Source organism: Alicyclobacillus sendaiensis NBRC 100866 (assembly GCF_001552675.1).
GTDB lineage: Bacteria > Bacillota > Bacilli > Alicyclobacillales > Alicyclobacillaceae > Alicyclobacillus > Alicyclobacillus sendaiensis.
Map to the genome: position 1 here is coordinate 15,107 of NZ_BCRQ01000036.1, position 13,208 is coordinate 28,314.

At 65.4% G+C, this 13,208-nt stretch carries 11 protein-coding genes; 8 read left to right on the forward strand and 3 right to left on the reverse strand.

Annotated elements, in window-relative coordinates; translation table 11 throughout:
• The first annotated feature begins 6 nt into the window (after positions 1-6).
• The 3 genes from AS26_RS08490 to purK are packed head-to-tail and all read left to right on the forward strand — an operon-like array spanning position 7 to position 2,792.
• Positions 7-1,074, forward strand: coding sequence for a class I fructose-bisphosphate aldolase (locus AS26_RS08490; RefSeq protein WP_062308439.1), 1,068 nt, complete (start codon positions 7-9; stop codon positions 1,072-1,074).
• A 25-nt stretch (positions 1,075-1,099) separates the two neighbouring features.
• Entirely contained in the window at positions 1,100-1,612 is a 513-nt protein-coding gene (gene purE / locus AS26_RS08495; RefSeq protein WP_062308442.1) for a 5-(carboxyamino)imidazole ribonucleotide mutase, read from the forward strand.
• Positions 1,584-2,792 (forward strand): 5-(carboxyamino)imidazole ribonucleotide synthase, encoded by a 1,209-nt coding sequence (purK, locus tag AS26_RS08500; protein WP_062308445.1) that lies wholly within the window; start codon positions 1,584-1,586, stop codon positions 2,790-2,792. Before purE ends, purK begins: the two co-directional genes overlap by 29 nt.
• A 20-nt stretch (positions 2,793-2,812) precedes the next feature.
• Here purK and AS26_RS14855 read toward each other — a convergent pair whose 3' ends face one another.
• Entirely contained in the window at positions 2,813-2,947 is a 135-nt protein-coding gene (locus tag AS26_RS14855) for a hypothetical protein (RefSeq protein ID WP_281176955.1), read from the reverse strand.
• 192 nt (positions 2,948-3,139) lie between these two features.
• Here AS26_RS14855 and pheS point away from each other — a divergent pair, with 192 nt between their 5' ends.
• The 4 genes from pheS (at position 3,140) to AS26_RS08520 (ending at position 7,562) form a co-directional block, all read left to right on the forward strand.
• Positions 3,140-4,186: a phenylalanine--tRNA ligase subunit alpha gene (gene pheS, locus AS26_RS08505; protein ID WP_083516031.1), complete on the forward strand. Its 1,047-nt coding sequence runs from the start codon at positions 3,140-3,142 to the stop codon at positions 4,184-4,186.
• Between the two features lie 25 nt (positions 4,187-4,211).
• Positions 4,212-6,626: a phenylalanine--tRNA ligase subunit beta gene (gene pheT, locus AS26_RS08510; RefSeq protein WP_062308450.1), complete on the forward strand. Its 2,415-nt coding sequence runs from the start codon at positions 4,212-4,214 to the stop codon at positions 6,624-6,626.
• A 103-nt stretch (positions 6,627-6,729) separates the two neighbouring features.
• Positions 6,730-7,017 carry a cell division protein ZapA gene (locus AS26_RS08515; protein ID WP_062308453.1) on the forward strand — a complete coding sequence of 96 codons (288 nt, stop codon included), beginning with the start codon at positions 6,730-6,732 and terminating at the stop codon, positions 7,015-7,017.
• Positions 7,014-7,562, forward strand: coding sequence for a CvpA family protein (locus AS26_RS08520; protein WP_062308456.1), 549 nt, complete (start codon positions 7,014-7,016; stop codon positions 7,560-7,562). The genes AS26_RS08515 and AS26_RS08520 overlap by 4 nt, the downstream gene beginning before the upstream one ends.
• A 48-nt stretch (positions 7,563-7,610) precedes the next feature.
• On the opposite strand, the gene AS26_RS08525 is transcribed toward AS26_RS08520, so the two are convergent.
• A complete protein-coding gene (locus AS26_RS08525) occupies positions 7,611-7,961 on the reverse strand; it encodes a phage holin family protein (RefSeq protein ID WP_062308459.1) in 351 nt (116 codons plus the stop codon).
• Between the two features lie 100 nt (positions 7,962-8,061).
• Between AS26_RS08525 and AS26_RS08530 the strand changes: the two genes are divergently transcribed.
• Positions 8,062-10,392, forward strand: coding sequence for an endonuclease MutS2 (locus AS26_RS08530; RefSeq protein WP_062308462.1), 2,331 nt, complete (start codon positions 8,062-8,064; stop codon positions 10,390-10,392).
• Positions 10,393-10,403: 11 nt separating this feature from the next.
• On the opposite strand, the gene AS26_RS08535 is transcribed toward AS26_RS08530, so the two are convergent.
• On the reverse strand, positions 10,404-13,208 hold a 2,805-nt coding region (locus AS26_RS08535; protein ID WP_245629682.1), incomplete at its 5' end, for a transglycosylase domain-containing protein.

The window sequence follows — 13,208 nt, forward strand, 5'->3', positions numbered from 1 at the left end:
GATTGCGTGATCGAAAAAATTCGCGAATATCTGGGCGCTGAAGCGGACTATCTGCTGAATCACGAGTGCAAGACGATTCCGAAGGAGCGTCTGACGCCGCCGTCGCCGACGACTGTGGACGATGTGTTTCTGTATTCCAACCGGAACAATCAGGTCCTGCGCTCGTTGCAGTGGTTGCTGTCGTCCGGGCGGCTGGCGGGGACGGGATACGTGTCCATCCTGCCCGTGGATCAGGGCATCGAGCACTCGGCGGGCGCGTCGTTCGCCAAGAATCCTGACTACTTTGATCCGGAGAACATCGTCAAGCTCGCCATCGAGGGCGGGTGCAACGCGGTGGCGTCGACGCTCGGCGTCCTGGGCTTGACCAGCCGCAAATATGCACATAAAATTCCTTATATTGTTAAGCTCAATCACAACGAGCTCCTGACCTACCCGAATAAGTACGATCAGATCATGTTTGCGTCGGTCAAGCAGGCGTGGGATCTGGGAGCGGCCGGGGTCGGCGCGACCATCTACTTCGGCTCGCCGGAGTCGACGCGCCAGATCCAGGAGGTCAGCGAGGCGTTCCAGTTGGCGCACGAGCTCGGCATGTTCACCGTGCTCTGGTGCTATCTGCGCAATCCCGCGTTTGTCAAGGACGGGGTCGACTACCACACGGCGGCCGATCTGACGGGCCAGGCCAATCACCTCGGCGTGACCATCGAAGCGGATATCGTGAAGCAGAAGCTCCCGGAGGTCAACGGCGGCTACCAGGCGCTGAACATGGGTCAGTCGAGCTACGGCAAGATCGACAAGCGCGTGTATTCGGAGCTCACGAGCGATCACCCTATCGATCTCGCTCGTTACCAGGTGGCCAACGGCTTTATGGGCAAGATTGGGCTCATCAGCTCCGGCGGCGCGTCGGGGGAGAACGACTTCGCCGAGGCCGTGCGCACGGCCGTGATCAACAAGCGCGCGGGCGGCATGGGGCTCATCTCCGGCCGCAAGGCGTTCCAGCGCCCGATGGCCGAGGGCGTGAAGCTGTTGAATCTCATTCAGGACGTGTATCTGTGCAAGGACGTGACGCTCGCCTGATGGAGCGGGCGCGAGGAGGGTGCATATGGCCAAGCCGCGCGTCGGCGTGATCATGGGCAGCCAGAGCGACTGGGAGACGATGCGCCACGCGTGCGCCGTGTTGGACGAGCTCGGGATCCCGCACGAGCGCAAGGTCGTCTCGGCGCACAGGACGCCGGATTTCATGTTCGAATACGCGGCGTCGGCGCGAGATCGCGGCATTCAGGTCATCATTGCCGGGGCGGGGGGCGCCGCCCATCTGCCCGGCATGGTGGCGTCCAAGACGACCTTACCCGTGATTGGCGTGCCGGTGCAGACCTCTGCGCTCGGCGGCCTCGATTCGCTGTTGTCCATCGTGCAGATGCCCGGCGGCGTGCCAGTGGCCACCATGGCCATCGGCCGCGCGGGGGCGGTCAACGCGGGCCTCATGGCCGCGCGCATCCTCGCGGTGACGGACGCCGAGATCGCCGCTCGATTGGAGGCGCGTCAAGCGTCCATTCGCGACCAGGTCCTTCAGGGGGGCGATCCGGGTGCAGATACAGCCGGCACAGCCCATTGACGCCGTCCTGCCGCCTGCCACCATCGGCATCCTGGGCGGCGGCCAGTTGGGCCGTATGATGGCCCTGGCGGGACGGCACATGGGGTACCGATTTCGCGTGCTGGATCCCACGCCCGACGCGCCCGCGGCCCAGGTCGCAGACGGTCAGGTGATCGCGGCGTACGACGACGTGGACGCGGCGCGCAGGCTCGCGGCGCAGTGCGATCTCGTCACCTACGAGTTTGAAAACGTGAGCGCGGCTGTCGCTGGCGCGCTCGCGGAGACGTGCGACGTGCCGCAGGGCAGCGAGCTGTTGGCCATTTGCCAACACCGGGTGCGGGAAAAATCGACCCTCGCGCAACGCGGCCTGCCGGTCACGCCTTTCGCGCCGATTTCATCCGTGGGCGATCTCGACGAGGCGCTTCAACGATTCGGCGGGCGGATGGTGGTCAAAACGTGTCGGGGAGGGTACGACGGCAAGGGCCAATGGATGGTCCAATCGCGCGCGGATGTGGAGCGGTACGCGCAGGAATGGGCTCGAGCCATCGACCATCACCGAGCCGCGGGTTTTGACGACCAGCCGCTGATTGCGGAGGCGTACGTGCCGTTTGAAGGCGAGCTGTCCGTGATTGTCGCGCGCAACCGGCGCGGCGAGGTGCGGGCCTTTCCGCCGGCGGAGAACATTCACAAGCGGCATATTCTGCACATGTCCATCGTACCGGCGCGGTACCCGGAGGACGTGATGGCGCGAGCCGTGGACGTCGCCCGGCAGGTTGCCGAAGCGCTCGGCGTCATCGGCCTGATTGCGGTGGAGATGTTCGTCACCCAAGGCGGCGAGATCCTGATCAACGAACTCGCACCTCGCCCGCACAACTCGGGGCATTACACGCTCGATGCGTGCGCGACGAGCCAATTTGAGCAGCATGTGCGCGCCATCTGTAACCTGCCGCTCGGCGACGTGACGCTGTATTCGCCCGTGGTGATGGTCAATGTCCTCGGGCAGCACGTCAATCCCTTGCTCGCGCAGATGAGCGGCCTTCCGTCCTGCGTGAAGGTGCATCTGTACGGCAAAGCCGAGGCAAAGCGGGATCGCAAAATGGGCCACGTGAATATTGTGGTGGATGAGGTGGCGCGAGCGCTTCAGTGGGTCGAAGCGTGCGGGATTTGGGCAGATACGGAAAGCGCCAGGGGCAGCGGTTGACTTCCCTGGCGCCATGAGGATCAGTAGACGACAGCCGGGGCCGTGTTTGTGGCCGTTGCCACGGCGCCGTAAGCGGGAACGAGCAGGAAGAAGAGCACGAAGATGATCAGAAACACCACTGCCCATTGCGTGTAACCGCCGAAAATCCCGTACATGCGCATGCGCCTCCTTTGAACGTTGGCGGCTGCCCTGAGGCGGGCGGCCGGTCAATGTTACGATATGGCTGGGTTGAAGAAACCACCACGGCGCTTACCCAGATGGCGCGGAGCAATTCGTCGGACAGACGAGTTGCTTCTTTGTATTGTGAGGTCAGGCGGCTCGATGAGCGGCGTGAGGAGGATGACGGGTTGAGCGACACCTGGAGACATGAGCTGGAGGCCATCCGCGGCGAGGCGCTGGCGTCGCTTGCGCTCGCCTCGGACTCGAAGGCGCTGAACGAATGGCGGGTGGAGGTCCTTGGGAAAAAAAGTGCCCTCGGTCAGATGTCGAGGCAAATGGGTGGGCTTTCCCCTGACGATCGGCGCGTGCTCGGCGAGGCGCTGAATCGCGTGCGCCAGGAGCTTGAACAGGCGTGGCGGGCGCGGCAGGCCGAGATCGAGGCGAAGGAGAAGGCTCTCCGGCTCGAGCGCGAGCGAATCGATGTCACGCTGCCGGGGCGGGACGTGCCGCTCGGCGCGGTGCACCCCATCTCGCGCGTGATTGAGGACATTGAGGACATCTTTACGAGCCTCGGGTTCTCCGTCGTGGAGGGTCCCGAGGTGGAGACGGACCATTACAACTTTGAACTACTCAACATTCCCAAAGACCACCCTGCGCGCGACATGCAGGACACGTTTTATCTGACGGACGAGTGGCTGCTTCGGACGCACACGTCGCCCATGCAGGTGCGGACCATGGAGCGCATGCGAGGGCGGACGCCGATTCGGGTCATCGTTCCGGGCCGCGTCTATCGCCGCGACGAGGACGACGCGACGCACTCGCACCAGTTCACTCAGATCGAAGGGCTCGTTGTGGACGAGGGCATTCGCATGTCGGATCTGAAAGGGACGCTTGAGGCGTTTGCCAAAGCGCTGTTTGGCCCTTCGCAGCGGGTTCGCCTGCGCCCGAGCTACTTCCCGTTCACGGAACCGAGCTGCGAGGTGGATCTCGTCTGCGTATCGTGCGGGGGTGCCGGTTGCCGGATGTGCAAGGGGACCGGCTGGATCGAAATCCTCGGCGCGGGGATGGTCCACCCGCGCGTGCTCGACATGTCGGGCTACGACAGCTCGCGGTATACCGGGTTCGCCTTTGGCCTCGGCGCCGAGCGCATCGCCATGCTTCGGTACGGGATTTCCGACATTCGCATGCTGTACCAGAACGACCTGCGCTTCTTACGACAGTTCCGTCACGCCTGACGCGTGCCGATAAGGGAGTGGCAATGTGAGAGCTTCGTACAAATGGCTGGCCGAATATCTCGATCTCGCGGATCTGTCGCCGGCGGAACTCGCGGATCGTCTCACGAGCGCGGGACTTGCCGTGGACGCGGTGGAACCGTTGAATCGCGGCGTGGAGAGGGTCGTGATCGGCAAGATCCTGGAGGTGCGGCCGCACCCTCAGGCGGATCGGCTCAAGATCTGCCAGGTGGACGTGGGCCGAGGGGAGAAGCTGGAGATCGTCTGCGGGGCGCCCAATGCCGCGGCGGGGCTCGTGGTGCCGGTTGCGCTGCCCGGTGCTCGCCTGCCCGGCGGAGTGGAGATCCGGATTGCCGAGTTCCGCGGCGTGTCGTCGCACGGCATGCTCTGTTCGGCGGACGAGCTCGGCATCGAGACGCGGTACTTGCCGAAGCGCGACGTGGAAGGACTCCTCATCCTTCCGGAGGACTTGCCGCTCGGCGAGGACGTGGTCCCGCATCTTCACCTGGACGACGTGGTGTTCGATCTCGACCTCACGCCCAACCGCAGTGATTGCCTGTCCATTCGCGGCCTGGTGCACGAGCTTTCGGCCATCCTGCGTCGGCCGCACCGCTTTCCCGCGTCCGTCCCAGGGCCAGGTGCGAGCGGCGAATGTCCCATCGAGGTGCGCCTGGAGACGCCGCGATGCCCCCGGTACGAGGCTCAGGTGCTCGAAGGGATCGCTGTGCGCGAGACGCCGCTCTGGATGAAGATGCGGCTTTTGGCCATGGGCGTCCGCTCGATCGATCTCGTCGTCGACGTGACGAACTACGTGATGCTCGAGTGGGGTCAGCCCCTGCATGCGTTTGACGCCGACGCCATTGCGCACGGGACCATCGTCGTGCGCCAGGCGCGCGAGGGGGAGCGCCTTGTGACGCTGGACGGGCAGGAGCGCGCCCTCACGCCGGATATGATCGTGATTGCCGATCCGGAAAAGGCCATCGGACTCGCGGGCGTGATGGGCGGGGAGAACAGTGAGATCACCCCATCGACGCGGCGCATCGCGCTCGAGTCCGCGAGGTTTGACGGCGCCTCCATTCGCAGGACGGGCCAGGCCTTGTCCCTTCGCTCCGAGGCTCAGCAGCGCTTTGAAAAGGGCGTCGATCCGGCGGCCGTCTCCAACGCGCTCCATCGGGCGACCGAGCTCCTCGTGCAACTGGCCGGATCGCATCCTGTCGGCGCGCCGCGACGCGTTCCCGCCGAGGCGGATGCGCCGAAGCCGACGGTCATCTCCTTCTCGCCGCGGGCTTGTGCGCGCTTCCTGGGCGTGGACGTGCCCGAGGACGAGATGTACGCGTGTTTCGAGTCTCTCGGCTTCGGCGTGGCGCGGGGTGAGGACGAGTGGCGCGTGGAGGTACCGGCGCGCCGGTCGGATGTGCAGCTGCCGGCCGATTTGTACGAGGAAGTTGCTCGGCTCTACGGGTACCACCACATCCCCGCGACGTCCATGCGGCTGCCGGTGGAAGCGCCGGAGTCGTCGGATGACCTCAAGCTGGTGCGCAAGGTGAGGCGTGCGCTTGTGGATTGGGGGCTTTGCGAAGTGAGGACGTACGCGCTCACGTCGCCCGAGGCCGAGGCTCCGGTCGCGCCGAGCGGGGTGGCTGTGCCGCTCCTCCGACCCATGTCCGACGACCGCCGCACGCTGCGCCGCCACCTGTTGCCAAGCCTCGCGGAGGTCGCGCGCTACAACCTCGCGCATCAGGTGTCGGGCGGCGCCATCTTTGAGGTGGGAAAGGTGTTTCTGGCGGCCTCGTGGCCGCAGGACGCGCTGCCGGAGGAGCGCGCTGTCCTCGGCATGCTGTGGTTCGGCGAGCGCGAAGGCCATCCGTTCGAGCGCCCGCGCCCCTACGACTTCTACGACGCGAAGGGCGTGTGCGACGCGCTCCTCGCGCGGCTTGGCATCCAGGTGGCCTATCGGGTCAGCCACCACGCGTATCTCCATCCCGGCCGCCAGGCGTCGATAGAGGTCGGCGGCGTGATGGTCGGGACCGTGGGCGAGCTCCATCCCGATGTGGGCGACCGCTACGAAGTCGGACGGGCGGTGTACGCGGAGTTTGATCTCGGCCGCTTGTTCCCGCTCGCCTCGTCGGAGGTGCGCGTCCATTCCATCCCGCGCCACCCTGCGAGCCGCCGCGATCTCGCCGTCGTCGTGCCGCTCGGCGTTGAGTCGCAGGCGCTCGTCGATGAGGCGCGGCGGACGCTCAGCGAGCGCGGCGTTCTGCGCATGGTCCGCGTGTTCGACGTGTACACAGGCGTCGGCGTCCCCGAAGGGCACAAGAGCCTCGCCATCGCGCTGTGGTTCCAGCGCGACGAGCGGACGCTGACGGACGCCGAGATCGACGACGCGGTGAAGGCGGTGCTTCGGGCTTGGGAGACGGCGTTCGGGGCGAAGCTTCGTTCGTGACGGACCAGCGCGACAAGCAGGAGATCGAGACCTCGGCGAGAATTGTTGTACGAAAGGATTCCGGCGGCCGTTCTTGCGCTGCCATGATGGAGGCGGGACATGGATGGACAACAACCAAGAAGGCGCAAAGGTCAATCGCGTGAAGGTGGTCATCCATGGCGTCGAATACACGGTGCGCGGGACGAGTCCGGAGGAGCGAATCCAGGAAGTCGCCAAAATGGTGGACCAGACGATGAACGAGATTGCCGCCACGGCCTCCTACATGGATGAGCGGCGCATCGCCGTGCTGGCCGCGCTCAACTTGGCCGACGAGCTGTACCAGTTGCGCAAGGATTACAAGGAGTTGCTGGCCCTGCTCGAAGAGCAGACGGGAGGCCGTTCGTCGTCGTGACGTGGGACGCGCTCGATCTCGCCCTGGCGGCGGTCCTCCTGCTCGGCGCCGTGAACGGGTATCGCCTCGGGTTGGTTCGACAGGTCATGCGGTTGGCTGGCGGCGTGATCGCATACCTCGTGTCGTATTGGGCGAGGCCGTATGTCGCCCCCGCCATCGCGCACTTGGGGCTTCCTTCCTGGGCGCCATCGTCGCCGCTGGCCTCGTTCGTGCTCGGCAACCTGTCGGGCGCCATCTCCTTCGCCGCCGTGTTTTTGGTCGTGTTTCTCATGGTGCGGTATGCGGCCGGACTCGTCGACGCGCTGTTCAGCCTGCCGGTGCTTTCTTCGCTGAATCGACTGGCGGGTCTCCTCGCGGGTCTGCTCCTGTCCGCCGTGTTTGTGTACGTGATCGCGCTGGTGTTGCCGTACGTGAGAACTCCAGCCGTGGAGACGCAGGTGGAGAGGTCCGCCATTTGTCGGGCGCTCGACAGCCGCGCCGTGGATCACGCTGTGGCAGCGTGGATCGCGGCCGTCCTGCCAGGGAAAGAGAAGGCGAGCGCATGATGGGGGCGCAGGCGATACGTCCTGCGCCCCGCGTCATCCGCCCAGGCTTCACTCCTCGTGTCGACTGTCGCGCAGGGTCGTCGGGACGAACAGGTCGATGATCCCGATGACGAGCGACGCCAACAGGGCGCCGAGGATGCTCGCGTGCATGCCGGGGACGAAGAGCTGCGCGACGTAGATGACGATCGCGCCGCTGATGAACCCGATGATGCCACGGCCATAGGGCGAGATGCGGCGGCCGAAGATGGCCTCCATCGCCATGCCGAGCAGCGTGATGACGATGGCCGCGAGAATGGCGTGCCAAAAGCCCATCACTTGGAACCCAGGCACAATGTGGCCCACGAACAGGAGCACGAGAGCGGACACGATGAATCGGACGATGTGGCCAAGCACGTTCATGGACATCCCCCTTTCTGAGCTATAGCATCGTTCGGGAGACGCCACCCTATGTGGTAAGATCAGTGGGAAATTTGGATTCCGGTGTATAGGAGTGCGGGATATGGACCAACGCGCGCTAGACGCGCTGGAATACGACGATGTGCGCGGCGAGATCGCCCAGTGTGCGCAGACCTCGCTCGGGCAGGCGCGCGCGAGCGCCATGGTGCCTTTCGCCGGGCGCGCCGAGGCGGAAGCGGAACTCGCGCGCTTGGATGAGGCCGTTCGCATGCTGTATCGCGTCGGGGCGCCGCCTTTCGCCGGGATCGAGCCCCTGCAAGAGGTGGTGGAGCGAGCGCGCCGCGGGGGCACCATCACGGCCGACGAGGCCAATCGCCTGGCCCGGTGCATCGCCGGGATGCGGGCGATGCGGCAGTTCGTGGAGCGAGCCGCCGAAGGCGGCGACTTTCCCCTGTTGGCGAGCGCTGTCGCGCCGATGGTCGATCTGCGCAGAACCGAGCAGGAGATCCGCCAGGTGGTGGACGAGGATGGCCAGGTGATCGATCACGCGAGCCCCACGCTCCTCCGCCTGCGCGACGAGCGGCGGCGTCGGGAAGCCGAGATCCGCGCCGTCCTGGAACGTTTGCTGCGCACGCAGGCCAAATATCTGCAGGAGCCCGTGATTGCGATGCGCGGGGATCACTATTGCTTGCCGGTGCGCGTGGAGCACAAGAGCCAGATTCCCGGGATGGTGCGCGACGTTTCGGCGTCGGGATCGACCGTCTTCATCGAGCCGCGCGCCGTCGTGGAGTTGAGCGAACGGGTGCGCGAGCTGGAAGTGCTCGAGGAGCGGGAGGTGGAGCGTCTTCTCTATCAGCTGGCGGCGGCCGTGGCGCAGGTGGCGGACGAGTTCCTGCGCGATTTGGACGTGGCGGGGGAGATGGACTTTCTCTTCGCCAAGGCGGCGTATGCGCGTCGCGTGGATGGAAAGCGGCCGCGGCTCACGGAGGGCGTGTGGCGGCTTCACGGCGCGCGGCATCCGAAGCTTCGAGGAGACGCCGTGCCGATTGACGTCGAACTCGGGGATCGGTTTCGCCTGCTCATCATCACGGGGCCGAACACGGGCGGGAAGACGGTCACGTTGAAGACCATCGGCCTGCTCACGCTGATGGGCATGTCCGGGCTGTTTTTGCCGACGAAGCGGGAGAGCGACATCGGCTTCTGCCGCCACGTGTTCGTCGACATCGGAGACGAGCAGAGCATCGAGCAGAATCTGTCCACGTTCTCCTCGCACATGCGCCGGATCATCGACATGCTCGAGCGCGTGACGCCCGACAGCCTCGTGCTGTTGGACGAGCTCGGGGCAGGGACCGATCCGGCCGAGGGCTCCGCGCTCGCCATCGCCATCCTGGATCACCTCGCGTCCGTCGGCGCGCGCGTGGTGGCCACGACGCATTACGCCGAGCTCAAGGGCTACGCCTTCCGCAACCCTGCGGCCCAAAACGCCAGCATGGAGTTTGACGTGGAGACGCTGCGGCCGACGTACCGCCTGCTCATGGGCGTGCCAGGCCGATCGAACGCGCTCGCCATTGCGGAACGGCTCGGGATGCCGAAGGAGATCCTCGAGCGGGCGAGATCGCACGTGGCTGAATCCGACATCCACGTGGAAGAACTCATCGGCAAGCTCGAGTCCGCAAGCCGGGCGGCGGAGCGGATGAGGGACGAGGCCGAGCGGGCGCTCCAGGAGGCGCGCGACCAACAGGCGCACCTCGCGCGGGAGAAGGCCGCATGGGACGCTTCGAAGGACGCCATGCGGGAGAAGGCCGCGCGCGAAGCGCGGGAGGTCATTGAACAGGCGCGGCGCGAAGCCGACGCCGTCATTCGGGAGATTCGAAGCCTGCGGGACAAAGCCGTGGTCAAGGACCACGAACTCGTCGAGTTGAGGAAGCGATTGGAGGCTGCGGAGCCGGAGGAGAAGCGCGCGACAGCGCGGAGGCGCGGTCATGCCGAGGTTCGACCCGGCCAGCGCGTGCGCGTGTTGTCCTTGGGGCAAAAGGGCGACGTGGTGGAAGTCGCGCAGGACGGCCGAGCGGCCGTGGTGCAATTGGGCGCCATGCGCATGAAGGTTGACGCCCGCGACCTGGAAGTCGTCGGCGATGCAGAGCGCGTGGCAGCCCCTTCGGTGACCCGCATCGGAAGCGCGAAAGACGTGCGGATGGAGCTCGATGTGCGCGGTGAGACGGTGGACGATGCGCTCAGCCGGATCGACAAGTATCTGGACGACGCCGTCGTCGCGGGCATTTCGCGCGTCGTCATCATCCACGGCAAGGGCACGGGCGCGCTACGAAACGCCATTCGCCGCTACTTGCGCGATCACCCGCACGTGAAATCCAGTGCGCCGGCGGGGCCGGGGGAGGGAGGCGACGGCGCGACGGTTGTCCACGTGCGGACGTGACGCGCCGCGAGTCACGGCATGCCCGACCCGCCAGCCCACGCGCGGTTCGCGTTGGATGCGTTGGTGGTATCCGCGTTGGCGCTCGGATTCTCGCCGATCTCGCCCGGTGAGAGGAGCGGCACGGCGATGGCCCGGGACGGAGGGGACAAGGACACGTTGGACTCGGCGATGACTTTGTAATACACCACCGACGCACCTTGCGGGGGCGCCGGATCGACGAAGCTCGTCGATCCGCTCGTGCCGATCTGTTGATACGGCTGGTCCACGCCGGTCGAGCGGTAGATGGCATACTGCGTGGCGCCGGGGACGCCGTTCCATCCGAGCCGCACCTCTGCGCCATCGTAATACCCGAACAGGCCCGTGGGAGGTTGAAGTTGAGACGGATTGAGCATGTCCGGTGCTGTACCGGCGTCGAGCGGCGTGCCGCCCCGAGGATCGAGGGCCGACGGGAGAAGATAGGGCGTGTCGGCCGTCACGCCGTTCGGAATTTTGTGCGCCCAGTCCACGATGCGTGAGGTGGGCAGCTTGATGAACGTGCCCACCTGGACGTCTGCGGGCGGCGTGCGCGTGGTCGCGAGCACTTTCTTCCCGCCCACGACCGTGTATTTGGCTTCCACGGCGACGTCGTCGTACGATGTGGGCTCGGTCCCTTGCACGAACGGATCCGTCTCTGTGCCTCCAAACGCCTTGGACAGCGGCGTCGGCAGAAGGCCGCTTGTCGACGACACCGTGCGGAACACAATGCCGGGCGGAACGGGCCATGGCGCCTTGGCGGGGTGCGACGCCAGAATGGGTGCCATGATGTCGCTCCAGAGCGTGAACTTCAGGTTATAATTGGATGAATCGATGGGCTCATGGTTGTTGTACCCCATCCAGATGCCCGCAGTGTAATCCTGCGTGTAGCCGATAAACCAGCCGTCCCCCAGAGAATCCGTGGTGCCGGTCTTCCCAGAGATGAACTGGCCCGGGAAGCGCGCGCCGATGGCCGTTGCGGTGCCACCAGGATGGTACACGACGTCGTGCAGCATGTTGGTGATGATGTACGCCGTCTGCGGGGTAAACACTTGATCCGTGGCCGGATCGACCTGGTACAACACGCGGCCTGATTCGTCCGTGATCTGGCGGATGAGGTAACTCTGGTGCCACACGCCTTGATTCGCGAACGTCGAATACGCGCTCGTCATCTGAAGAACGGTGACGCCGTTGTCCAGTCCGCCGATGGCCGCCGCCAGGTGATGCTCGTCGTCGGCGACGACGGTGGGCTGGCCGAGCCAGGTGGTGGCTCCCGGCCCGAGGCCCATCTTGCTGAGGTAGGAGAACCCCACCTGCGGCGTGAGCACGGACAACACGTCGATGGCAGGAACGTTCCGCGACTCGTACAGCGCGACGCGGGCCGTCATGAGACCTGCGAAGCCGGGTTCGTTGTCATGCGGCTCATACGGCGGCTGCCCCGCGGCCCCGGGGAAACGCGTCGGCGCGTCGTACATCTCGGACGCGGCCGTGAGGAGACCAGTGTCGATGGCCGGGCCGTAGTCGAGGATCGGCTTGATGGACGAACCGGGCTGCCGCGGGAGGTCGGCGTGATCGATCGCGTCGCGGACATAATCGCGGCCGCCGCCGACGGCGAGCACCGCGCCGGTGTGATTGTCCACGATGGCGAAGCCGGCCTCGTAGAGATCCGTCGCCGTCTTGCCGTTCGGCAGCCGGTACGTTTTGTCCGTGCCTGCGAACAACTGGTTGGCGCTCAAAACGCGTTCGACGTCCTCCTGCATGGGCAAATCGATGGTGGTGTAGATTTTGAGCCCCGCCACCGGCAGAGCCGACTCCGCTTCCTGCGCGTTGTCGTAAATCCCCGCGCGCACGAGATCCTGAATGACGAGGGGCTTGATCTCGTCGAGGAGCAGATACGGATGAGCCGGGAGGCCGCTCATCGGCGGCGGTTTGAGCGTTTTCAGCACGTTCTCACGATACGCAGCGTCATACTCCGCCTTGGAGATCATGTGATTGGCCAACATCTGATCCAGGATGTAGTGCTGCCGCATAAGCGCGTGCTGCGGGAACTGGTAGGGCGAAAAGTAGGACGGGTTGTTGGGCAGAGCCGCGAGCAGGGCGGCCTGTGCCAGCGTGAGCTGGTCCGGCTCCTTCCCGAACAGGATCTCCGAGGCCCGCTTCACCCCGTACACGGTATCGGTGCCCATGCGGCCCATGTAGACCCAATTCATGTAGTCCGTCAGGATTTCATCTTTGCTGAGCACGTGAGAGACCTCGAGCGCGAGTGCAATTTCCTGAATTTTTCTCTTCAAAGTCCGTTGTTGTTCCGGGAAGACCGCGAGCTTGACGGTCTGCTGCGTGATGGTGCTCGCGCCCGACTCAATCCGATGGCCCAGCAGATCCTGCAGGAAGGCTCGTCCCATGGCCATGGGATTGACGCCGATGTTGGTGAAGAACGTCTTGTCCTCGGCGGCGACGAACGCCTGCACGAGGTAGGGAGACACCTGATGGATGGACGCGATGGGCTGGCGATCGCCGTCGCCGGCGAATTGGCCGATGACGCGGCCCTGATCGTCGTACACCACTGAAGCCGCGCTGTTATTGGTGAACGTCGCGGCGCTCACGTTCGGGAGGCCGCGAAGCATCGAAGCCACGTAGCCGACGCCGAAGGCCACTCCGAAACCGCAAGCGCTGCCCGCGGCGAGAAGCACGGCCCGAAACGCGTGGCCAAGCACCGGATGTTTGCGCTTGGCGCGGACTTCGGCCGGTGGCTTGTCCTCGCGGTCCGTCGGACGGCGATTTTTGCCGTTCACACCCATCGCCCT

Bases quoted from the DNA above. Each gene is read 5' to 3' on its own strand.
- purE (WP_062308442.1), top strand. From the start codon at position 1,100: ATGGCCAAGCCGCGCGTCGGCGTGATCATGGGCAGCCAGAGCGACTGG.
- AS26_RS14855 (WP_281176955.1), bottom strand. From the start codon at position 2,947: ATGTACGGGATTTTCGGCGGTTACACGCAATGGGCAGTGGTGTTTCTG.
- AS26_RS08515 (WP_062308453.1), top strand. From the start codon at position 6,730: ATGGACAACAACCAAGAAGGCGCAAAGGTCAATCGCGTGAAGGTGGTC.
- AS26_RS08525 (WP_062308459.1), bottom strand. From the start codon at position 7,961: ATGAACGTGCTTGGCCACATCGTCCGATTCATCGTGTCCGCTCTCGTG.
- AS26_RS08530 (WP_062308462.1), top strand. From the start codon at position 8,062: ATGGACCAACGCGCGCTAGACGCGCTGGAATACGACGATGTGCGCGGC.